The following is a 21923-nucleotide window of genomic DNA, read 5'->3' on the forward strand; positions in this document are numbered from 1 at the left end:
CCGGCAGGGCGCGCTTGGTCTATGGTGCGCGGCGCGAAGGGGTTCGCCGTCGATTCGGGATTGTGTCCAGATGTTCAGAATGGCTGCCGCCGCCTTGGTCGTTTCCCTTGCCTGCGCCGCGCCCGCCTTGGCGGCCGACGAGGGGCCCGCGCCCGCACCGCTGGTCCAGCCGCTGCCGTCCGCCCCCCTGGCTCCGGCCGAGGAAACCCCCGGCTTCCAGGCGGTGCGTCCGCTGTCCGGCGCCGAGGCGCCGGCCGCCGTCGCCGCGCCCGCTCCGGCCCCCGTCGCTGCTCCGGCCCCGGCCCCGGCTCTGGCCCCGGTTTCCGTCGCTCCTGCTCCGGCGACGGTCGCCGCGCCGCCGGCCGTCCCGGCCCAGGCCGAGCCCGGCCCGTTTCCCATGCTGATCCAGGCCGGGGTGGCGGCGCTGATGATCGCCGTGGGCGCCCTGTTGGCCGGTCTGGTGGGAATCGCCACCGCCAATTCCAGCCGCCGCCGGGACGAGGCGCTGCGCCGCAAATCCGCCGCCGCCACCCTGGTGATCGAACTGGAAGCGCGCATCCAGGCCTTCGAGGCGGTGCCGGTGCCGCCCAACGCCGAGGCCGGCGTCTCCTTCGTCTCCGCCGTAATCGCCCTGGCCGATCTGGATTACGGCTGGAAGGCGGTGCAGGGCGCCCTCTACCTGCTGCCCGAACGCCTGGCCGGCCATCTGGCGGTGCATTACGCCGCCGTCCACCACGTGGCCAAGTTCATCAAGGGCCAGTCCCTGGCCGCCGGCCTGCGCATGATGCAGGCCAACCGCATCGGCGGCCATCCCTGTCCCGACGCCGGCACCATGCGCGAATCCCACGTGGAACTAGCCGCCGCCTTCCGGGGGCTCGACAAAATTGTCATGGGTCTGAAGTCGGTTTCCTGACGGCGGGCGAAGACCGGGCGAGAGTGCTTCGTCGCACTAAATAAGCAAATCAGTACCGAAATACATAAACCTGATCCCGCCGGAAGATTCCGCTTCCGGCGGCCAGTTGTCCGCGCCTGAACACTACCTGGACGAAAGTGATGCGATCCCGATTCAAGTGGCGCCACTCTTGTTGTGCGATGCATCAAGAACGGGCTTTGGGCGATGGGTGCCGAATAAGAATTTTGTGGTTATTTCAAGGATATTGCTGCTGTGCGGCATCCCGGGGCATGGCAGCATGTGATACAAAACTTTTGACACAAACGGCATAGATGTAATATAAAAGAGGAAATCAAAGGGGCGCCGCAACAGGTCCCCGCCATTCATCCGGGAGGGTTTCCTTATGAAGAGCACGCTGGTCGCCGGTCTGACCGCCACCCGCCGTTACGAGGTCGACAAGGGCCGCACCATCGGCTTCATGGGCGACGAGGCGCGGGTCTACAACACGCCTGCGCTGATCTACGACATGGAAGTCACCGCCCGCGATCTGCTGCTGGAGCATTCCGATGCCGGCGAGGATTCGGTCGGCACCCGGGTCGAGGTCGACCATCTGGCTCCCACCCTGCTGGGCCAGTGGGTCGAGATCACCGTGACGGTGGAAGAGGTCAAGGGCCCCGGCGTGACCTTCTCGTTCACCGCCAAGGACTCGCTCGACAACATCGGCAAGGGCGTTCACAAGCGGTTCGTGGTCGGCGTCGAGCAGACCAAGGCCCGCCTGCTGGCCAAGGCCGAGAAGGCCAAGAGCGCGTCATGAGCGCCGCCCCGGCCGGGGGTGGGGGAAGCAAGGTCGAGAAGGTCCAGACGTACTGCTACCAGTGTGTGGCGGGCCCGGACCTGATGACCGTGAAGGTGGTCGATGGCGTCGCCACCGAGATCGAGCCCAATTTCAAGGCGGCCGATACCCACCCGGCCGAGGGCAAGGTTTGCGTCAAGGCGTTCGGACTGATTCAGAAGTCCTATACGCCGCACCGCATCCTCACTCCCATGAAGCGGACCAACCCCAAGAAGGGGAAGGACCAGGACCCCGGCTTCGTGCCCATCTCGTGGGACGAGGCGATGAGCACCATCGCCGAGAAGCTGAACACCATCCGCGCCGAAGGGCTGCTGGACCAGCACGGCTATCCCAAGGTGGCCGCCTCGTTCGGCGGCGCCGGCACGCCGACCCAGTACATGGGCTCGCTCACCGCCTTCCTGTCGGCCTGGGGTCCCATCGATTTCGGCTTCGGCTCGGGCCAGGGCGTCAAGTGCTATCACTCCGAGCACCTGTACGGCGAATTCTGGCATCGCGGCTACGTGATCACGCCGGACACGCCGCGCGTCAATTACATCATCAATTGCGGCGCCAACCACGAGGCGTCGGGCGGCGTCTGCGGCGTCTACCGCCATTCCGAGGCCCGCGCCCGGGGCGCCAAGCGCATTCAGGTCGAGCCGCACCTGTCGGTGACCGGCGCCTGCTCGGCCGAGTGGCTGCCCATCCGGCCCAAGACCGACGCCGCCTTCCTGATGAGCCTGCTGAACGTGATGGTTCACGAGGCCGGGCGCGAACGTCTCGACCTGGATTTCCTCAAGAACACCACGTCCAGCCCCTATCTGGTCGGTCCCGACGGCTGGTATCTGCGCGACCCCGAGACCAACAAGCCGCTGCTGTGGGACGAGAAGTCGGGCCGCGCCGTGGCCCACGACACCCCCGGCGCGGTCCCCGCCCTGGAAGGCCGCTTCACGGTTTCCCATGCGGTGACGCTGGGCGCCGACGACGAGCGCTGGGAGCACCGGGACGTGGAGGGCGTCACCGCCTTCACCAAGTTCGTCGATCACGTCCGCACCTACACGCCGGCCTGGGCCGCCAAGGTCTGCGACGTGCCGGAAGAGCGCATCCGCAAGATCGCCAACGAGTTCCTCGACAACGCCTGCGTCGGCCAGACCATCGAGATCGACGGGGTGGAGATGCCCTACCGCCCGGTGGCGGTGACGCTGGGTAAGACGGTCAACAACGGCTGGGGCGGCGCCGAGTGCTGCTGGGCCCGGACCATGCTGGCCGTGCTGGTGGGCGCGCTCGAGGTGCCCGGCGGCACCATCGGCACCACCATCCGCATCAACCGTCCCGCCGCCAACCGTCTGGAAAGCTTCGACGGCTGCCTCGACGGCTTCATGGAATACCCGTTCAACCCCACCGACAAGGATACCTGGGCGGCCAAGCCGATCATCCGCAACGCCTACAAGATGCTGGTGCCGCTGGTGGGCAATTCCTCGTGGAGCCCGGCGCTGGGTCCGACCCAGTTCTCCTACATGTTCCTGGACGAGCCCCAGGACGAGATTCCGCGCGCCACCTTCCCGGAATTCCTGCTGGTCTACCGCACCAACCCGGTGATCTCGTTCTGGGACACCGACCGGGTGGCCGACGTGGTGTCGCGCATGCCCTTCGTGGTGTGCTTCGCCCATACCAGGGACGAGACCAACCACTTCGCCGACATCCTGCTGCCCGACGCCACCGACCTGGAAGGCATGCAGCTGATCCGCATCGGCGGCACCAAGTTCCAGGAGCAGTACTGGAAGACCCAGGGCTTCGCGCTGCGCCAGCCCAGCGTCAAGCCCCAGGGCGAGGCCCGCGACTTCACCGACATCGCCACCGATCTGGCGGTGCGCACCGGGTTGCAGGAAAAGTACGTGGCCGCCATCAACCGCGGCTCCCACGGTGTGCCGCTGAAAGGCAAGAACTGGGATTTCAGCCTGCCCGTGGACAAGGTGCCGACCCTGGAAGAGGTGTGGGACGCCTCCTGCCGCTCGGCCTCGGCCGAGTTGACCGGCGGTGCCGAGTCCCAGGGACTCGACTGGTGGAAGCAGAACGGCTTCCGCACCATTCCCTTCCCCGAGACCAACTGGTTCCTCACTCCGGCGCTGAAGGCCAAGGGCCTGCGCTACGAGCTGCCCTACCAGGAGCGTCTGGCCCGCATCGGCCGCCAGCTGGCCAACCGCCTGCGCGAAGCCGGCATCACCTGGTGGGACAGCCAGCTGACCGAATACCGGCCGCTGATGGAATGGCACAACTTCCCCGGCTACTGGGACCAGAGCGTCGTCGAGTTCGGCGGCAAGGTCGAGGACTTCCCCTTCTGGGTGGTCACGGCGCGCTCCATGCAATACGCCTGGGGCTCCAACATGCACATTCCGCTGATGCGCGAGGTGTCGGGCAACGTCAAGGGCCATGACGGCGTGATGATGAACCCCGAGGCCGTCCGCAAGATCGGCGTCAAGGACGGCGAGCGCATCGTCGTCACCGCGCCGACCGGCAAGAGCGTCTCGGGCCGCGTGGTGCTGACCCAGGGCATCCGCCCCGACACCATCCTGATGATGGCCCAGTTCGACCACTGGGCCACCCCGGTGGCCAAGGATTTCGACGTGCCCAGCATGAACCGGCTGACCGCCATGACCATGCAGCTGACCGACGCCACCGGCTCGGCCGCCGACCTTAGCCGCGTCGCCATCCGGAAAGCGCGCGACGACGAGCAGGTAAGCACTGGCGGGAAGGGGAGGCGGTCATGACCAAATGGGCCATCGTTGCCGACCTGGGACGCTGCGTCGGCTGCCAGACCTGCACCACCGCGTGCCGTCACGCCAACGCCACGCCGCCCGGCGTGCAGTACCGCAAGGTGCTGGACATGGAGGTGGGCACCTTCCCCGACGTGCGCCGCGTCTTCGTGCCGGTGGGCTGCATGCATTGCGACGAGCCGCCGTGCCGCGACGTCTGCCCCACCACGGCGACCAAGAAGCGCGCCGACGGCATGGTCACCATCGACTACGACATCTGCATCGGCTGCGGCTATTGCATCGTCGCCTGTCCCTACCAGGCCCGCTACAAGGTGTCCAAGCCCACCTTCGCCTTCAAGGATCAGGCCACCCAGAACGAGCGGGCGCGTTACGATGAACGCTTGCTTGGCGTCGCGCAGAAGTGCACCTTCTGCGTCGACCGGGTCGATTACGGGCTGGCCAACGGGTTGACCCCCGGGGTGGCGCCGGAAGCGACTCCCGCCTGCGTCAACGCCTGCCTGTCCAAGGCGCTGACGTTCGGCGACACCGATAATCCTGACAGCAACGTCAGCAAGCTGCTGAAGCGGTACAAGTCGTTCCGCATGCACGAGGAACTCGGGACCGGTCCCAACATTCACTATCTGTGGGAGACCGAGGACGAATGAACGAGGAATTCGAAGACGCCCCGGCCATACGCCATCAGGGACTCGCGCCCTGGCTGCAGACCGCCTGGGACATGCGCGCCGCCGGCAATTTCATCGGCGGCGGCTCGGGCACCGGGCTGTTGATCCTCACCTCGCTGGGGGCCTTCGACGGCCTTTACAGCCGGGTGCTGCTGCTGGCCGGTCTCACCCTGGTCGGCCTCGGCCTGTTCTCCGTCTTCCTCGAGATCGGTCGCCCGCTTCGCGCCTTGAACGTGCTGCTGGGCGGCAAGCGCAGCTGGATGACGCGGGAAGCCTTCGTCGCCGGCGTGCTGTTCCCGCTGGGGGGCGCCGCGCTGATCTGGCCGGATCTGGCCAAGCTGGTGTGGATTCCCGCCGCCGCCTATCTGTATTGCCAGGCCCGCATCCTGGAATCCGCCAAGGGCATTCCCACCTGGCGCTCGCCGCTGATCCTGCCGCTCACCGTGGTCACCGGCCTGGCCGAGGGCGCCGGCATCCTGCTGCTGCTGGGCACCCTGTTCCTGGATTCCGGCGCGCCGGAATGGGTGGCCGGCACCCTGGTCGCCACCATCGCGGGGCGCATCTTCGTGTGGATGTTCTACCGCCGCCGCATGGTCGGCGGCGAGGCGCCGGTGGAAGCCGCCGCCATGCTGATCCGCTTCTCCATGCCCTTCACGCTGGGCGGCAACGTCATTCCCGTGGCCTTCCTGGTGCTGGCCGGCATTTCGCCCGACATCCGCGCCGCCGCCCTGGCCGCCGCCGGGCTGGCCGCCATGGCGGGCGGCTGGGCCATGAAGATCGTCATCGTCACCAAGGCGGCCCACAACCAGGGCTTCGCCATCAACCATTCCCCCGCCCGCGGCGGCGGGGAATCCGGTCCGGGCTTCAAGCCGGGCTGGCGTGAGGTCCCCCCCGGGGAGGCCAGGAACCAAGCTAAGGAATAAGCACCGTCCGGCCGGCGGGGAGGCTTCCCTTTTCCGAGCACGCGTGCGGGCAAAGAGAGGAGAGGCTTTGATGGTCAAGACGTTGGATGCCGTGGCGCTGGGCGTCGCGGCGGGCGAGGCTGGCGACGACCTGCGCGTCGCCCTGACGAACACCCGTGAATTCGGCATGGTGATCTCGGCCGGTTTGGGCGCGCGCGAAGCCGCCCTGGCCGAGGGCGCCTTTGCCAAGGACGGTGCCGCCGTGCATGCCTCGGTGGAACTGACCGACGGCGCCGGTTTCCTGGCCCGCTTCAAGCGCACCTTCGCCTATCGCCGTCTCGCCGCCCGGGGCATTGCCCCCGATTCCGCGCTGGAAAAGTGCTTCGCCGCCCTGATCGATTTCGGCCGCTCCGACGCGGCGCGGACCACCGGCGAGGTGGTGCTGGATCTGGCCGCCTCCAAGGGCGGGCTCAAGGGCTCGGTGGCGAGCAAGGCCTGCGAGGCCGCTCCCACCCGTCTGGCCCGGCCCATCGCCAAGATCGACAAGCTGATCCATCCGGAAAAGATCGGCATCATCGGTGTGTCGGCCAGCGGAATGAATTTCGGCCGCATCATCCTCAAGAACCTGATGGGCAGCGGCTGTCCCAAGGACCGTCTGGTCATCATCCGCCCCGAGGAGACGGAGATCGACGGCGTCAAGTGCGTCGCCAGTCTGGCCGACCTGCCGGCCAAGCTGGACCTGCTGATCGTCGCGGTCCCGTCGGGCGCGGTCTATCCGCTGGTGGACGAGATCATCGCCACCGACAAGGTCCACGCCGTGATGCTGATCCCCGGCGGCATGGGCGAGACCGAGGTGAGCAAGGAGCCGGCCGCCGCGCTGGCGGCCCGCATCAACGCCGCCCATGGCAAGGGGGATGGCGGCCCGGTGTTCCTGGGCGCCAATTGCCTGGGCGTGGTCAGCCATCCCGGCGGCTACGATTCCTGGTTCATCCCGCTCGAGCGTTTGCCCAAGCCCGCCAAGAAGGCCAAGCGCAACTCGGTGATGCTGTCGCAGTCGGGCGCCTTCATGATCACCCGGTTGAGCCGCAATCCGTGGCTGGACCCGGCCTACGCCCTGGCGCTGGGCAACCAGACCGACCTCACCCACGGCGACATGCTGACCTATTTCGGTGCCCGCGACGACATCGAGACCATCGGAATCTACGTCGAGGGCTTCAAGGACGGCGACGGCCTCGACTTCGTGCGTGCCGTGCGCCGCGCCGTGGCCAGCGGCAAGCAGGTGGTGGTCTACAAGTCGGGCCGCACCGAGGCCGGGGCGGCCGGCGTCATGGGCCACACCGCCTCGGTGGCCGGCGATCCGGCGGTGTTCGAATCGGTGGTGCGCCAGGCCGGCGCCATGGTGGCCGAGGACGTGGACGTCTTCGACGACCTGTTCTACATCGCCGGCGCCTTCCATCATAAGACCATCGGCGGCAACCGGGTGGGCGGCATTTCGGGCGCCGGCTTCGAAGCGGTGGGCATCGCCGATTCCACGGTGACCGAGACCTTCCGGCTGGAGATGGGGCAGCTGTCCCCCGACACCGTGGCCAAGGTTCAGCAGATCCTGGTGGACAAGAAGCTGGATTCCCTGGTCACCGTCAGGAACTCCATCGACATCAACCCCGGCGCCGACGACGAATGCCATCTGGCCATCACCGAGGCCTTCGCCCAGGACCCCAATATCGACGCCGTATTGGTGGGCATGGACCCCACCGCGCCGTCCGTGATGGGTCTGGTGGAAAGCAAGTTGCGGCCCGGTTGGGACATCAGCAACCCCAAGAGCAGCCTTCACCTGATGCCCCCCATCGTCGAGCGCAACGCGAAGCCCATCATCGCCATCGTCGACGGCGGGCCGCTCTACGATGCCATGGCCGGCGGGCTGATGGACAAGGGCGTCTGCGTGTTCCGCAACTGCTTCCGCGGCACCAGGGCGCTCGCCCGCTATGTGGAGGCCCGTCTTTACGCCGCCACGCTGAAGTCCTGATCCCCATCCCCCCTCTTCCGGTCTGCCGGGGGAGGGGGCTTGCCGCCGCAGGGCAGGCGGGATAGATAGGGCCCCTTATCGGGTCGAACGGGAGGGACCAGGCCATGAGCGCGGATTTCATGTATGCCCCCGAGGTGGAGCGTCTGGACCGCGCCGGCTTGGCGCGCCTGCAGCTGGAACGCCTCAAGGCGCTGCTGGCCCACGCCTATGCCAATGTCCCCCATTACCGCGCTGCCTTTGACGCCGCCGGCGTCAAGCCCGAGGACCTGCGTCATCTGGAAGACTTGGCCCGCTTTCCCTTCACGGTGAAGGCCGATCTGCGCGACAACTACCCCTTCGGCCTGTTCGCGGTGCCCAGGGAACAGGTGCTGCGCATCCACGCCAGTTCCGGCACCACCGGGCGGCCCACCGTGGTGGGCTATACCAGGGGCGATCTCGACAATTGGGCCGATCTGATGGCCCGCACCCTGGCGTCCACGGGTGCGCGGCCGGGCGACGTGATGCACAACGCCTATGGCTACGGGCTGTTCACCGGGGGGCTGGGCTTCCATTACGGTGCCGAGCGCCTGGGCTGTTCGGTGGTGCCCATGTCGGGCGGCAACACCGAAAAGCAGATCACCCTGATTCAGGATTTCGGCGCCCGCGTGCTGACCGCGACGCCGTCCTACGCGCTCAACATCGCCGAGGTGGCCGAGAGCATGGGCGTCGATCTGGCCGAATCCACCCTGCGGGTCGGTTCCTTCGGGGCCGAGCCGTGGAGCGAGACCATGCGGGCCGAACTGGACCGGCGGCTCGGCATCCGCGCCTGCGACACCTATGGCTTGTCCGAGATCATGGGGCCGGGCGTCGCCGCCGAGTGCTCCCACCGGGTCGGCCTGCACGGCTGGGAAGACCATTTCCTGTTCGAGATCGTCGATCCCGAGACCCTGGAGCCGCTGCCCATGGGCGCCGAGGGCGAGCTGGTCATCACCACGCTGACCAAGCAGGCGCTGCCCATGGTGCGCTACCGCACCCGCGACATCACGCGGCTTTGCGACGAACCCTGCGCCTGTGGCCGTACCCATGTGCGCATCCTGCGCGTCACGGGGCGCAACGACGACATGATGATCATCCGGGGCGTCAACGTCTATCCCAGCCAGATCGAGGCGGCGCTGGTGGGCTTCCCCGGCCTGGCGCCCCATTACCTGCTGACGCTGACCCGCCAGGGTTCCCTCGACCACCTGACCGTGGAGGTCGAGGCCGGCGACGGAAGGGGCGAGGACGACCGCGCCCATCTGGCCCGTCAGGCCCGCCACCACCTCAAATCCCTGGTGGGCATCACGGCCGAGGTGATCGTGCGCCTGCCCGGCGAGCTGCCGCGCTCGCAGGGCAAGGCGGTGCGGGTGCGCGATTTGCGGAAGCAGGCGGAGTAGGCTCAGGGGTCGTCATGCCCGGACTTGATCCGGGCATCCATGCGGCCCCGCGTGGATCACCGGGACAAGCCCGGTGATGACGGCGGAAAGGATCAATACCGCCCGAACACCTTCGAGCCCTCGGGGCCGAAGGTCTGGACCACGTTTTCCTCCTTCGGACCATTCATGCCGGGCGAGCCCATGGGCATGCCCGGCGAGGCGATGCCGCGGGTCTTGGGGCGTTCCTTCAGCAGCCTGTCTACCGCCTCGGCCGGCACATGGCCTTCGATCAGATAGCCGTCCACCTTGGCGGTGTGGCACGACTGCATGGGGGCGGGAATGCCATAGGCGCGCTTGATCTGGTCGATGTCGTCCACGTCCACGGACTTCACCTTGTAGCCCGATTGGCGCATGTGCTCGGCCCAGCCCTCGCAGCAGCCGCAGGTGGGCGACTTCCACATGGTGACCTCGCGCTCGGCGGCGAGCGCGGGCAGGGCGGCAAGGAGGGCGAACAGGAAAGCGAAAACGGTCTTCATGGTTCGTCCCTCCTCAATGCTTGTGGCCGGCGTGGGGATCGGCCGAGGCCGGCACGCTGCCCAGCCCGTTGGCCGCCTGGACGGCGCGGATATAGGCCAGCGCCTCCTTGTCCTGGCCGGGCTTCAAGCCCTCGGGCTTGGGCATGTCGCCGAACCGCCACATATGCGCCTTGGCGCCCTTGTTGATGGCGTCCAGGATGACGTCGTCGCCATGGGCCGAGCCCAGGGCGTAGAACGGGTGCAGCAGCGGCGGGCCGTTGTCGGTGCCGCGCAGGCCCGTGCCGTGGCAGCTGGCGCACACCGCCTCGAACACCTTGCGGCCCGCTTCCGCTTGGACCGGCAGGTTGGCGGGCGTGATCAGCTCGGTCTGCTGAAAGCGCAGCGACAAGGGCTTGCCGTCCACGGTAAGCCCCAGTACGGCGGCCACCTTGTCGCTGGACTTGACCGGGATTTCGGCCACCAGGCCGTTCGCCTTAGGCGCCAGCGGCACTTCCAGCTTCTGGCCGCCCAGCAGCAGGGTGGCCTTGCCGGTGGCGGCGACCGGCTGGTCGTTGCGGTCGCGGATCCAGACCTTGACGGCCCCGTCGCGCACTGCGAATTCGGCGCGGTAGCCGCCGCTTTCGGTGATCTGGCCGCCGAAGAAGGCGGCGAGCGTGCCCTGGGCCAGGGCCGAGGGGACGGTCAGCAGGAGGGCCAGGGTCAGCAGGCGTGTCTTCATGGTACGGGTCTCCTTGGGCCGGATCATGTCCGTGCCTCGTTCACAAGTCCAGCGAGGGCGTTTCGCCCCAGCAGCAGAACCACCACCGGGGTTACCAGGGTGTCGAGAAGGGTGGACGACATCAGTCCGCCGAAGATCACCACCGCCACCGGATGCAGAATCTCCTTGCCCGGTTCGCCCCCGGCCAGGACCAGGGGCATCAACGCCAGGGCGGCCACCAGGGCGGTCATCAGCACCGGCGTCAGGCGTTCGAGCGAGCCGCGCACGATCATGGCGGGGCCGAATTCCTCGCCCTCGTGGCGCAGCAGGTGGAGGTAGTGGGTGACCTTCATGATGCCGTTCCGAGAAGCGATGCCGGCCAGGGTGACGAAGCCCACCATGCCCGCCACCGACAGCGGCAATCCGGCCAGCCACAGGGCCGCCACGCTGCCCACCAGGGCCATGGGGATGTTGGCCATGATGATCAGGGCCAAAAGCCCCGAGCGGAAATGGGCGTGCAGCAGGGCGAAGATGGCGACCAGCGACACCAGGGCCAGCAGGCCGATCAGCTTGGCCGCCTCCTGCCGGCTCTTGAACTGGCCCTCATAGGCGATGGAATAGCCGGGCGGCAGTTTCATCTGGCCCAGGGACGCCTGGACCTCCTCCATGATGGAGCCTAAGTCGCGGCCTTGGGAATTGGCGAACACCACCACCCGGCGGCGCAGATTGTCGCGGTTGATCAGGTTGGGGCCCTGGGTCTCCACCACTTCGGCCACCAGGGAAAGCGGCACCTTGCCAGCCGGGGTGTCCACCAGGATCTGGCGGAAGTCCGAGGTCTGGGCCCGCCAGTCCTCGGCCAGGCGCAGCACCACGTTGGTGCTGCGTTCGCCGTCCCTGACCTGGGACACCACCTTGCCTTGGAGCGCGGCTTCCAGGGTCTCGGTCAGCTGGCCGAGGCCCAGGCCGTATTTGCGCGCCTCGGCGCGGTCGAGGCGGATCTGCACCTGGGGGATGAGGACCAGCTTCTCGATCTGCAGGTCGGCGACGCCTTTGACCTCCTGCATGCGGCCCCTGGCCTCGGCGGCCAGCGCGCGCAGCGTGTCCAGGTCGTCGCCGAAGATTTTGACGGCGATCTCGGCCCTGACGCCTGACAGCAGATGGTCGAGGCGGTGCGAGATGGGCTGGCCGATATTGATGCCGATGCCGGGGATCTGGGCGAGGCGGGCCCGGATGTCGGCCAGGATGATTGCGCGCGGGCGCTCCGACGGGTGCAGGTCCACGTCGATCTCCGAGGTGTGGACGCCCTCGGCGTGCTCGTCCAGCTCGGCCCGTCCGGTCCGCCGTCCGGTGGAGACGGTTTCTGGAACCTGACGGATCAGGGTCTCGGCGATGGTGCCGATACGGTTGGATTCCGACAGCGAGGTCCCCGGCGGCAGCACCACCGAGATCATCACGGTCCCCTCGTTGAAGCTGGGCAGGAAGGTGCGCCCCAGGAAGGGCACCGAGGCGGCAGCCGCGACCATCAGGGCCAGCGCCGGGACGATCACCGCCCTGGGGTTGGCGAAGGACCATTCCAGCAGCCGGCGATCCCAGGCCTTGAGGCGCCGCACCAGGGCGGAATCGCCATGGCCCACCACCTTGGCGCGGGGCAGCAGCAGCAGGGACAGGGCGGGCGTCACGGTGAGCGACACCGCCAGCGAGGCCAGGATCGACACCACATAGGCTATCCCTAACGGCGCGAACAGCCGTCCCTCGATCCCCGACAGGGCGAACAGGGGCAGGAAGGCCAGCACCACCACCAGGGTGGCGTAGACGATGGAGTTGCGCACTTCCGACGATGCCGCCAGCACCACGCTGAGGATGGGGCGCGGCTGGGGCAATGCGGCGTTCTCGCGCAAACGCCGCAGGATGTTCTCCACGTCCACCACGGCGTCGTCCACCAGTTCGCCGATGGCCACGGCAAGGCCGCCCAGCGTCATGGTGTTGATGGACAGGCCCAAAGCCTGGAACACCAGGGCCGCCACCACCATGGACAGCGGAATGGCGGTCAGGCTGATGAAGGTGGTGCGCATGTTCATCAGGAAGGCGAACAGCACGATGGCCACCAGCACGGCTCCGTCGCGCAGGGCCTCGGCCACGTTGGCCACGGCGCGGCCGATGAAGTCGGCCTGGCGGAACAGTACGCGGTCGGCCTCGATGTCGGGCGGCAGCGTCCGGCTGATCTCGGCCAGGGCGGCCTCGACCTTGGCGGAGAGCGCCACCGTGTCGGCGCCGGGCTGCTTGGAGACCGCCAGGATCACTCCCGGACGGGCGTCGATGGCGGCGTCGCCGCGCTTGATGCCCGCGCCGATGCGGACCTCGGCCACCTGGTCGACGGTGACGGGGGCGTTGTTGCGCCACGCCACCACGGTATTCCGAAGGTCGTCCATCTCGGTGGTCTGGCCGATATTGCGGATCAGGAACTCGGCCGAGCGCTGTTCCAGGAAGCCGCCGGTGGTGTTGCGGGCAAAGCCGGCCAGGGCCTTTTCCACATCGGCATAGCCCAGCCCCAGGGCCGACATCTTGGACGGCGAGACCAGCACCTGGATCTGACGCACCTCGCCGCCGATGGGGATCACCTGGGCGATGCCGGGGATGGAGAGCAGGCGGGGGCGAAGCACCCAATCGGCCAGGGAGCGCAGCTCCATGGGCGGCGTGGCGCCCGCCTTGGAGCGTACCCCCACCAGCATGATCTCGCCCATGATGGAGCTGACCGGCCCCATGACGGGGTTGATCCCGGCGGGCAGCAGGTCGCGGGCCGAGGACAGGCGTTCGGCCACCAGCTGGCGGTTGCGGTAGATGTCGGTGCCCCAGTCGAACTCGACGAAGACGATGGCGAGGCCCACGCCGGAATTGGACCGCACCCGCACCACGCCGGGAGCGCCGTTCATGGCGGTCTCGATGTGGCGGGTGACCATGGTCTCGGTCTCCTCGGGCGCGAGGCCCGGGGCCTCGGTCATGATGGTGACCGTGGGGCGGTTCAGGTCGGGGAAGATGTCGATGGGCAGCCGGGACAGCACCAGCGAGCCATAGACGGTGAGCGCCAGGGCGGCGGCCAGGACGAACAGCCGGTGACGCAGGCTGAGTGCGATGATGGAATCGAACATGGCGGCTACCTCAGCGCCTTCAGTTGCTCGACGCCCTGGATCACCACCTTCTCGCCGGCCTTGACGCCCTCGATCTCGGCCAGCGGGCCGACCACCCGCTCGACGCGGACGGGGCGGGCCTCGAAGGTCTCGGGCGCGGTGCGCACGAACACCACCTGGCGGCCGCCGGATTCGGCGACGGCCGAGCGCGGCACCGCCATGCGCAGCCTGGTGGCTCCGGTGGCCAGGAAGACGTCCACCGGCATGCCGATGCGCAGGGCGCTCGAATGATCCGCTGGAACCGCGAAGATGGCGTGCACGCCCTGGTCCAGGGCGTCGACCCGGGGGCTCACCCCTAAAAGCGACAGGGGCACCAGATGGTCGGGCAGCAGCTTGGTGGCGGCGGTGGCGGCGCCGATGCGCGGCGCCAGGGCCAGATCGTGGACCACCGCCTCGACCCGCACGCGGGTGGGATCGACGATCTCGATCATGGCCCGGTCCACCGCCACCACCTCGCCGGGGACCACGTGGACGTCGGTGACCACGCCGTCGACGGGGGCGCGCACCAGTTCGCGGCCCAAGGCGGTGCCCAGCAACTGGGCGCGCTCGCGCCGCAGCTGGTCGAGGCGGGTGCGGGTGTCTTCCACCAGCTTGGCGGCGACGATGCCCTGCAGCGCCGTCTGGCGGGTGGATTCCCGCTCGGTGATGGCGATCTCGCTTTCCACCCGATAGAGCGCGGCGCGCTTGTCCGAGCGCTCCAGGCTGGACAGCGTCGGCTCCAGCACGGCGATCACCTGGCCGCGCTTGACCGGCTGGCCGGGGACGGGCAGGGGAAATTCCGGGTCCGAGACGATGCGGGCCGGCTGCGAGGGCTGCACACGGGCATAGCCGGCGGGATCGGGTATCACCCGGCCCACCACCCGGACGGTCTCGGCGGATTCGGCGGAATCCACCTTCTGGGTGCGGATGCCCAGCAGGAACTGGGTGGGCTTGGCCATCACCAGCATGGCGCCCGGCTGGGCGACCGGCGCTTCGGCCTCGGCGTGCCCATGACCCTCGTGCGCCCGGGCGGCGGGGATGGCGAGCGCCAGCATCAGCAAGGCGGGAAGCGCCCGGCGGCGGCCCAGCCACCAGGCGGCCACCACCAGCACCGCGCCGATGGCGGCGCCGCCGGTCCAGTGTTGCCAGTGCGGCACCGGCGCCGGGGGAGCGGCGGGCGGCGGCAATGGGGCGACGCCCCGGGCCAGCAGCAGGTCGTCGCGGCCTTGCGCGCTGATCATCAGGGTGAGGTCGGCACCGGCGGCGGGCGGCATCCAGGCCAGGGCATAGGCTCCCGGCCCCTCGGCGGGGGTGGCCTTGCCGCTCCATCCGTCCGCCTCGGCGTCGATGGCGGCGTCGGCCACGGGGGCGTTGCCGTCCAGGTCGGCGAGATACAGCAGGGTGCGGCCGTCGGCGCCGGGGACCAGCACCACTTGGAAGGCATCGCCCTCGGCGCCGATACCGGGAGTGGCAGGGCTGGGCGTGGCAGGGGCGGCGGCCAGGACGGAAGGGGCGAGCGCGGCTAAAAAGGCCAGCGCCAGGAAACGTGCAAGCATGGGAGATCATCCCCGAAACGGTGAATCCGGACAGACTTCAGGTGTCGGAATCAGAGTCTGGGAGGCTCGGCGGGCGGTCCGGCCTGTGCCTGGGTCTCCAGGCGGGCGACGGGACGGGCCCTGAGCGGGACGGGGGCGAAGCTCCGCGTCGGAAGGCCGGTCATGCCGGGCAGGGCGGCCGAGGCGCAGCCCGACGACAGGCAGAGGCAGTCGGGACAGGCATGGCCGCCGGCATCATGGCGGTCGCCGGGGGCGTCCTTGGCCGTTTGCTCGTGACAGGGCATGGACTCGCCGTGGGTCTGCATGGCGTGGACGCCGCCCTGGTGATGCATGCCTTCGCCGGCCTGGGCCCCGGCGCTCCACGCCACGAGCCCCACCGCCAGAGCCAAGGCCGGCAGGCACAGTCTCGACAGGCGGGAGAAAAGGTCACGCATGCGGCCACTATGGCGGAAAATGCGGGGACAGGGCAAGAGGCATGGGACGGCGCGCTATTCTTCGGTATATGGCCTTGGATATTTGAGGCTTTCGTTTCCATGTTAAAATATCGGCGTTCCAACAGGTCCGGACCCCAGCCATGCCCGACGATCAAGGACACGAGCGCAGGCGCTATCCCCGCTTCCACGGCCTGCATCTCATGGCCAATATCGGCGGCAAGCTGGTGCGGGTGGCGGAGATTTCCGCCGGCGGCATGACGCTGGAGGCCGGCTTCAAGGTGACGGCCAGCGCGCTGCGCTTCACCCTTTATCCCAGCGACAACGGCAAGCTCGACATCAACCACGGCATCGGCGGCGCCTGCCGGGTGGTGCGCGAGGACAAGGATTTCGTCGCGCTGCGCTTCGAGCCGGCCACCTACCGGCTGGTCAAGTTCATCGCCGAATGCTCGGATGCCGGGCCGGACAAGGATTCCTTCCTGGGGGGCTAGCTCGGCCTCTGCCGCCAGCTGTCGGCCAGATACAGCCCGATGGCCGCCCAGATGCAGCCGAAGGTGATCAGGTGGGGAAGGCTGGGGCTCTCGCCATAGGCCAGCACCGCCAGCAGGAAGTGCCCGGTGGGCGCCATGTACTGGAAGAAGCCCAGCGTGGTGTAGCGCAGCCGCGAGGCGGCGGCGGCGAACCACAGCAGCGGCAGCGCGGTGACCGGCCCGCCGGCCACTAAGGCGGCGGCCAAAGCGGGCGTGCCGCCCAGGATTGGCGAGCCTTCCGCCATGCGCCAGACCAGATAGGCCACCGCCAGCGGGAACAGCAGTCCGGTTTCCACCGCCAGCCCGGTCAGCGGCGCCACCGGCAGCCGCTTGCGCAGCAGCCCATAGACTCCGAAGGTTCCGGCCAGGGTGAGCGCCGCCCAGGGCGGTGTCCCGGTGGCCACCGCCAGTTGGACGACGCCCGCCAGGGCCAGCGCGACGGCCGCCCATTGCAGCGGGCGTAAGCGCTCCTTCAAGACGATGACGCCGAGCGCCACGTTGACCAGCGGGTTGAGGAAATAGCCCATGCTGGCTTCCAGCACGTTGCCTTCGCCCACCACCTGGATGAACACCAGCCAGTTGACGCTGATGCACAGCGTCGAGGCGGCCAGAACCAGCAGCCGGCGGCGTGAGGCGAGCAGGATGAAGACCTCGTCCCAGCGTTTCGTCCAGGTCAGCATGACGGATACCGCCAGCAGCGACCAGACCACGCGATGGGCCAGGACCTCGGCGGGCGGAACCGATGCCACCAGCTTCCAGAAGGCGGGAAACAGCCCCCAGGTGCCGTAGCAGGCCAGGGCGAAGAGGACCCCTCGGCGATGTTCTGCGCTCATGGCGGAGGACTCGGGGTGGGGAGGAATGCGGGCGGGACGCCCGCGCTCCGACGACGACACTCTGCGGGCGGGACGCCCGCGCTCCGTTCACGGCTGGAGCGCGGGCGTCCCGCCCGCAGAGTGTCGGTCAATCGGCGACCAGGGCCTCGTCCGGGTCCTCGGCCCAGTCGTGCTCCGGCTTGGGGGTTCGGGCAATCCATTTTTCCAGTTCCGCCACGTGTTCTTCTTCTTCTTCGGCCATTTCGGCGGCCAGGGCCCGGACTTCCGCGTCGTCGCTTCCCGAGGCTTCGTCGGCGTAGAAGCGATGGCCCCGTTTCTCGTTCTCCAGGGCGAAGTCCAAGGCGTGCCAGGCGGTCATCATGTAATGGGCGGCGCCCGGCGCGCCGACTTCCGGCGGCTCGGGGGTGTTCCAGCGGTACTGCCACGATTTGAGCTTGGGCAGCTCGTGCCCGTTGGACCGGGCCGCCACCGACGCCCCATGCAGGCGCGAGAACTTGGCCATCTGGCGGAACAGTTCGGCGACTTCCATGTTGTTATGGACTTCCATGGTGTCGGCCAGTTCGTCGTAGCGATCCGCCGCTTCATGCTCCATGGCCAAAGCGTGGGCCAGGAACAGGGCTACCTTGGTGGTCATGGGCAGTGTCCTCCTGCTTCAACCGAGGCGACGGGTGGCGGCGGCGCCTCACCGATGCCGACAGTATGCCCCATGACAGCAGTTCGGACCATGCCCCTTCCGAAGGTGGGGGCTTGACCGAAAGGACAGGTTGAATCGCGGGATCGGCTTAACGGGCCTCCCGGCCCTTGAGGTAGAAAGCCACCGCCTGGGCGCGGTTGCCGACGCCCAGCTTGTCGTAAAGGTTCTTCAGGTGGAACTTCACGGTGTTGAGCGAGATGTCCAACTGGCCCGCCATCTGCTGGTTGGTCAGCCCGCCGGCCAGGGCGGCCAGCAATTCACGCTCGCGGGGCGTCAGGCCGGCCAGCGGGTCGCTGGCCAGGGAGGAGACGTCGATGAACGGAAACACCATCCGCCCGGCGGCCACGGCGATGATGGTGTCGAGCAGCTGCTCGGGCGGTTCGCGCTTGGAGCAGAAGCCGGCGGCGCCCAGCGTCATGGCCTGGCGCGGCACGTCGGGATTGGGGCTGCCGGTATAGACGATCAGGCGCGGCGCATCGGTGCGGGCCCGCAGGGTCTGCAGCACGCCGCGTCCGTCCAGGTAGGGCATCTCCCACCCGATGACCCCGACGTCGAAGGGGGTCTTGTCCACGGCTTCGATGAAGCGTTCGCCATCGCTGGCCACGGCGGCCACGGAAAAGCGGTCGTCGCCGGAAAAGAGCTTGATCAGGCTGCTTTGGAGCAGCGGATTCTTCTCTGCAATAACGATGGTGATCGGTCGGCTCTGCTGCACGGCCATAGATCCAGATCCTTCCCCCAGGAGCCCCATTGGTAAAGTCCTCAGACCCCGCCCTCCTGAGGCCGTGATCTTACCGTTTGTGGGGAAAACCGCAAACCTTGATCGCGAGTTACCCACACTTTTCCTACACCACGGCGGGGGGAAAGGGCCATCCTGGTGAAAGTCGCCCAACAAAAGAATAGGGCCGGCCCCCAAAGGAGGGCCGGCCCTGCGTCTCGCGGCTTTGTCGCTAGGCCTGCTCGGCCCAGCTGCGGGCGTCGAACTTGCCCATGTCGCCTTCGGCGGCGGCGGGCGCGGCGGCGGGAAGGGCGGCGGGGGTCTCGACCGGAACGCTGGCCTTGGCCTCGATCACCGCCGGGGCGGCGGCGGGGGCGGCGATCTCGGCCTTGGCCTTGGGCTGGACCGGCGCCTCGGTGCGCAGCGAGGCGGGCACCACGGTGTTGCCGGGGCGGGAGACGAAGCCCTGGGTCTTGTAGACGCGGCTGCCGTATTCGCGGGACGGCTGGTACCAGACGCGGACCTGGCTCCAGTCGTTGTTGGGGGAAACGTCCAGCACCGGGACCGCCTTGGTCACCTTGCCGCGGCCGGCGCTGCGGAAGGGCGCCCAATTGGCGTGGTCGACCAGGACCACCCGGCTGCCGGCGGTGCCGCGCACCACCGAGACGTGGCCGTGGGACATCTTGCCCTGGCGCTTGAACACCAGGACCGAGCCGACCTTGGGGGTGTTGCCGCGGTCATAGACGCCCTGGGCGGCTTCCCACCACTTCCAGGCGTCTCCCTTGAGATTGAGGCCGGTGACTTCGCGGGCGTAGGTCACGCATTGCAGGGTGGCATTCGCTTCGAACGGCAGGGCCAGAAACAGCGCCGCCACGAGCAGGATGATCACGTTCCGCACCGGTCTCCCTCCCTCCGGTTATTGGTGAAGTCGATTGTGTATATGTGAAAAGCCGATGGCAACCTGATTCGACGTCATATCTCTAAAACTTTGAAACAAATTGAAACAATGCATGCGGAATACATGGTTGCGGGCGGGGCTTCCGGAGAAGGCGGCGCTCGGGCTATGATCCCGGCGGAACCTGGAGGACGTGCGAGTGAAGCGGATATTGGTTCCGGCCCTGGCGGCCGGATTGGCCCTGATCCTGGCGTTGCCGGCCGGAGCGGCGGAGCGCCGGACCCTGGTCATCGCCGGCGGCGAGGTTACCGGCTATTACTTTCCCGTGGCCGGCGCGCTGTGCCGGGTGATCAACAAGGACCATCCCCTGGGCCTGGGCTGCGCGGTGATGCCCAGTTCCGGCTCGGCGGCCAACCTGGCGGCGCTGAAATCGGGCGACGCCGACCTGGCGCTGGTGCAGTCGCGCGCCGCCCAGATGGCTTCCATCGGGGCCGAGGGGTTCAAGGAGGCCGGTCCCATGGCCGACCTGCGCGCCGTCATGGCGCTGCACGGCGAGGTGTCGGTGGTGGTGGCGCGGCCCGGAGCGGGGATCGAGCATCTGGGCGACCTCAAGGGCAAGCGGGTCAACCTGGGCAAGCCGGGCTCGTTCCAGCGGGCGTCGGCGGACATGGTGATCGAGGCGTCGGGCCTGTCCCAGGGCGATCTGTCGGTCCTGGTGGAACTGGATCTGGCGGAACAGGCGGCCGAGCTGTGCCAGGGCAACATCGACGCCGCCATCTTCACCGGTATCCATCCCATGCCCGAGGTTCAGGTGGCGGTCGAGGAATGCGGCGCCTCGCTGGTGCAGATCCGCTCCAAATCCATGGATTCCTTCTTCAAGAAGGTGCCGTGGGCGGCGCGCTTCTCCATCCGGAGCGGCACCTATGACGGCCAGAAGGAGGACGTGGCGGCCATCGGGCTGAAGACCCTGCTGGTGACGGCCAAGCTGTCGGCCGACGAGGTGGGGGCGATCGCCAAGACCGTCATGGCCAATTTCGGCGCCTTCACCCGCCTGCATCCGGCGCTTCGGGGCCTGTCCAAGGCCGATACCCGTGGCGACGGCATCCCCATCCGCCTGCATGACGGAGTCGAAAAGGCTCCGGCGGAGCGCTGAGGCCATGGCGGGCGGGGCCGCGCCGTCCGGGCTGGCCGCCTGCATCGACGGCCGCGCCGGCCTGCTCCGCGCCAGGGCGGCGGGCGAGCGTCTGGCGGGGCTTGCCGCCGGGCTGGGCGAGGCCCCGGTCTCGCTGCTGACCCGGGGCCAGGAGGGGACGGCCTTCCGCCATTTCCCCGCCGGCGACGTCTACGACCTGTCGTCCCACGCCCAGTTCTATTACCACAGCCATCGGGACGGCGAGTTCGGCCATATCCATCTGTTCCAGCGTCCGCGCGGCATGCCGCGCGGGCTGGCGCCGCTGGTGGCGACAGCCGATCCCGACGCGCCCTGTCATCTGATCGCCGTGGGATTCGGCGCGCGCGGCGAGGCGACGGAACTGTTCACCACCAATCGCTGGGTGACCGGCGAGGCGTGGTACCGGGCCGACGCGGTCAAGGCCATGGTGGCCGGGCTGCGGCTGGCCCCGGCAGGGCCGTGGGCGCCGGTGGCCCGATGGCTGGCGGCGATGGTGGAGTTCTACCGGCCGCTGATCGACGTGCTGATCGACGAGCGCGATCAGGCGGTGGCGGCCTGGGGGCGGGCTCATCCCGGCCGGGACGAACTGAACGACGAACGCCTGGAGATCACCTCGGCGCGGTCCATCGATCCGGCCGCCGATCTGGCCGGACTTGGCCCCTGACACCAACATGCGCCAACGCATGTTGGTTAGGCCCAAGGGGCCGCGCCGCCTATGCGGCGGGAGCCAAGCGGGCTTAAGGCCCGCGCCCGGCGCCTGAGGGCTTGAAAAAGCAACGCCGCCGTCCCGTTGCCGGGGCGGCGGCGCCAAAGCCTTCGAAGGCCGGAAGTCTTACTTCACGGTCTTCAGATAGCCGATCACGGCGGCCAGATCCTCGGGCTTCTTCAGGCCGGCGAAGGCCATCTTGTTGCCGGGGACGGTGCCCTTGGGGTCGGCCAGGTACTTGGTCAGGCCGGCTTCGTCCCAGGTCAGGCCCGAGTTCTTCATGGCATCGGAATACTTGAAGGTGGCTTCGCCACCGGCCTTGCGGCCGAACACGCCGGCCAGGCTGGGGCCCACGCCGTTCTTGCCGGCTTCGACCTTGTGACAGGCCTTGCACTGGTTGAAGGCGGTGGGGGCGTCATCGGCGAAAGCGGCGACCGGGGCGACGAGGAGGGCGGCTCCAAGGACGAGGCCCAGCTTCTTGGTGTTGAGCATCAGAATCTCCAATTGCGCAGGTATGGATGA

Annotated in this window: 20 protein-coding genes; 10 read left to right on the forward strand and 10 right to left on the reverse strand. The window is 68.3% G+C overall.

All coding sequences use genetic code 11. The features are described from left to right. Nucleotides 1-70 precede the first annotated feature (70 nt). From XM1_RS08725 to XM1_RS08755, 7 genes are all read left to right on the forward strand, one after another. Entirely contained in the window at nt 71-913 is an 843-nt protein-coding gene (locus XM1_RS08725; RefSeq protein ID WP_068432699.1) for a hypothetical protein, read from the forward strand. 382 nt (nt 914-1295) lie between these two features. Beyond that, the gene (locus XM1_RS08730) at nt 1296-1706 is read left to right on the forward strand and encodes a thioesterase family protein (protein ID WP_008613198.1); all 411 of its coding nucleotides are present in this window, start codon (nt 1296-1298) and stop codon (nt 1704-1706) included. Further along, nucleotides 1703-4489 carry a molybdopterin-dependent oxidoreductase gene (locus tag XM1_RS08735; RefSeq protein ID WP_068432701.1) on the forward strand — a complete coding sequence of 929 codons (2787 nt, stop codon included), beginning with the start codon at nt 1703-1705 and terminating at the stop codon, nt 4487-4489. The genes XM1_RS08730 and XM1_RS08735 overlap by 4 nt, the downstream gene beginning before the upstream one ends. After that, a complete protein-coding gene (locus XM1_RS08740; RefSeq protein WP_068432703.1) occupies nt 4486-5139 on the forward strand; it encodes a 4Fe-4S dicluster domain-containing protein in 654 nt (217 codons plus the stop codon). The genes XM1_RS08735 and XM1_RS08740 overlap by 4 nt, the downstream gene beginning before the upstream one ends. Further along, a complete protein-coding gene (locus XM1_RS08745; RefSeq protein ID WP_068432705.1) occupies nt 5136-6080 on the forward strand; it encodes a phenylacetyl CoA in 945 nt (314 codons plus the stop codon). The genes XM1_RS08740 and XM1_RS08745 overlap by 4 nt, the downstream gene beginning before the upstream one ends. 70 nt (nt 6081-6150) lie before the next feature. Next, the gene (locus XM1_RS08750; RefSeq protein ID WP_068432707.1) at nt 6151-8082 is read left to right on the forward strand and encodes a CoA-binding protein; all 1932 of its coding nucleotides are present in this window, start codon (nt 6151-6153) and stop codon (nt 8080-8082) included. 104 nt (nt 8083-8186) lie between these two features. After that, nucleotides 8187-9494: a phenylacetate--CoA ligase gene (locus XM1_RS08755; protein ID WP_068432709.1), complete on the forward strand. Its 1308-nt coding sequence runs from the start codon at nt 8187-8189 to the stop codon at nt 9492-9494. Between the two features lie 92 nt (nt 9495-9586). Here the strand turns inward: XM1_RS08755 and XM1_RS08760 are convergent, their stop codons facing one another. From XM1_RS08760 to XM1_RS08780, 5 genes are read right to left on the reverse strand one after another with little or no spacing between them, the layout of a single operon-like run. Continuing rightward, the gene (locus tag XM1_RS08760; RefSeq protein WP_068432711.1) at nt 9587-10009 is read right to left on the reverse strand and encodes a DUF411 domain-containing protein; all 423 of its coding nucleotides are present in this window, start codon (nt 10007-10009) and stop codon (nt 9587-9589) included. Nucleotides 10010-10022: 13 nt separating this feature from the next. Beyond that, a complete protein-coding gene (locus tag XM1_RS08765; protein WP_231920744.1) occupies nt 10023-10727 on the reverse strand; it encodes a cytochrome c in 705 nt (234 codons plus the stop codon). A gap of 23 nt (nt 10728-10750) precedes the next feature. Continuing rightward, the gene (locus tag XM1_RS08770) at nt 10751-13852 is read right to left on the reverse strand and encodes an efflux RND transporter permease subunit (RefSeq protein ID WP_068432715.1); all 3102 of its coding nucleotides are present in this window, start codon (nt 13850-13852) and stop codon (nt 10751-10753) included. 5 nt (nt 13853-13857) lie between these two features. After that, complete coding sequence (locus XM1_RS08775; protein ID WP_068432716.1) at nt 13858-15426, reverse strand: efflux RND transporter periplasmic adaptor subunit; 1569 nt, start codon at nt 15424-15426, stop codon at nt 13858-13860. A 50-nt stretch (nt 15427-15476) separates the two neighbouring features. Next, on the reverse strand, nt 15477-15860 hold the full coding sequence (locus XM1_RS08780; protein ID WP_156428681.1) for a hypothetical protein: 384 nt from the start codon (nt 15858-15860) through the stop codon (nt 15477-15479). A gap of 140 nt (nt 15861-16000) precedes the next feature. Between XM1_RS08780 and XM1_RS08785 the strand changes: the two genes are divergently transcribed. Continuing rightward, nucleotides 16001-16348: a hypothetical protein gene (locus XM1_RS08785; RefSeq protein WP_068432720.1), complete on the forward strand. Its 348-nt coding sequence runs from the start codon at nt 16001-16003 to the stop codon at nt 16346-16348. On the opposite strand, the gene rarD is transcribed toward XM1_RS08785, so the two are convergent. The 4 genes from rarD to XM1_RS08805 all read right to left on the reverse strand — a co-directional run bounded on the left by rarD (nt 16345) and on the right by XM1_RS08805 (nt 19527). Continuing rightward, a complete protein-coding gene (gene rarD / locus XM1_RS08790) occupies nt 16345-17220 on the reverse strand; it encodes an EamA family transporter RarD (RefSeq protein WP_068432722.1) in 876 nt (291 codons plus the stop codon). The genes XM1_RS08785 and rarD overlap by 4 nt on opposite strands. A 127-nt stretch (nt 17221-17347) precedes the next feature. After that, complete coding sequence (locus XM1_RS08795) at nt 17348-17854, reverse strand: ferritin family protein (protein ID WP_068432724.1); 507 nt, start codon at nt 17852-17854, stop codon at nt 17348-17350. A 148-nt stretch (nt 17855-18002) separates the two neighbouring features. Then, a complete protein-coding gene (locus XM1_RS08800; RefSeq protein ID WP_068432726.1) occupies nt 18003-18632 on the reverse strand; it encodes a response regulator transcription factor in 630 nt (209 codons plus the stop codon). A gap of 229 nt (nt 18633-18861) precedes the next feature. Further along, the gene (locus XM1_RS08805) at nt 18862-19527 is read right to left on the reverse strand and encodes a CHAP domain-containing protein (protein WP_068432728.1); all 666 of its coding nucleotides are present in this window, start codon (nt 19525-19527) and stop codon (nt 18862-18864) included. A gap of 196 nt (nt 19528-19723) precedes the next feature. Here XM1_RS08805 and XM1_RS08810 point away from each other — a divergent pair, with 196 nt between their 5' ends. Both XM1_RS08810 and XM1_RS08815 read left to right on the forward strand, forming a co-directional pair. Continuing rightward, entirely contained in the window at nt 19724-20677 is a 954-nt protein-coding gene (locus tag XM1_RS08810) for a TAXI family TRAP transporter solute-binding subunit (protein ID WP_068432730.1), read from the forward strand. A 4-nt stretch (nt 20678-20681) separates the two neighbouring features. Then, a complete protein-coding gene (locus XM1_RS08815; protein ID WP_068432732.1) occupies nt 20682-21359 on the forward strand; it encodes a hypothetical protein in 678 nt (225 codons plus the stop codon). A 168-nt stretch (nt 21360-21527) separates the two neighbouring features. Here the strand turns inward: XM1_RS08815 and XM1_RS08820 are convergent, their stop codons facing one another. Continuing rightward, nucleotides 21528-21893: a cytochrome c family protein gene (locus XM1_RS08820; protein WP_068437662.1), complete on the reverse strand. Its 366-nt coding sequence runs from the start codon at nt 21891-21893 to the stop codon at nt 21528-21530. Nucleotides 21894-21923: the final 30 nt, after the last annotated feature.

Source organism: Magnetospirillum sp. XM-1, assembly GCF_001511835.1.
GTDB lineage: Bacteria > Pseudomonadota > Alphaproteobacteria > Rhodospirillales > Magnetospirillaceae > Phaeospirillum.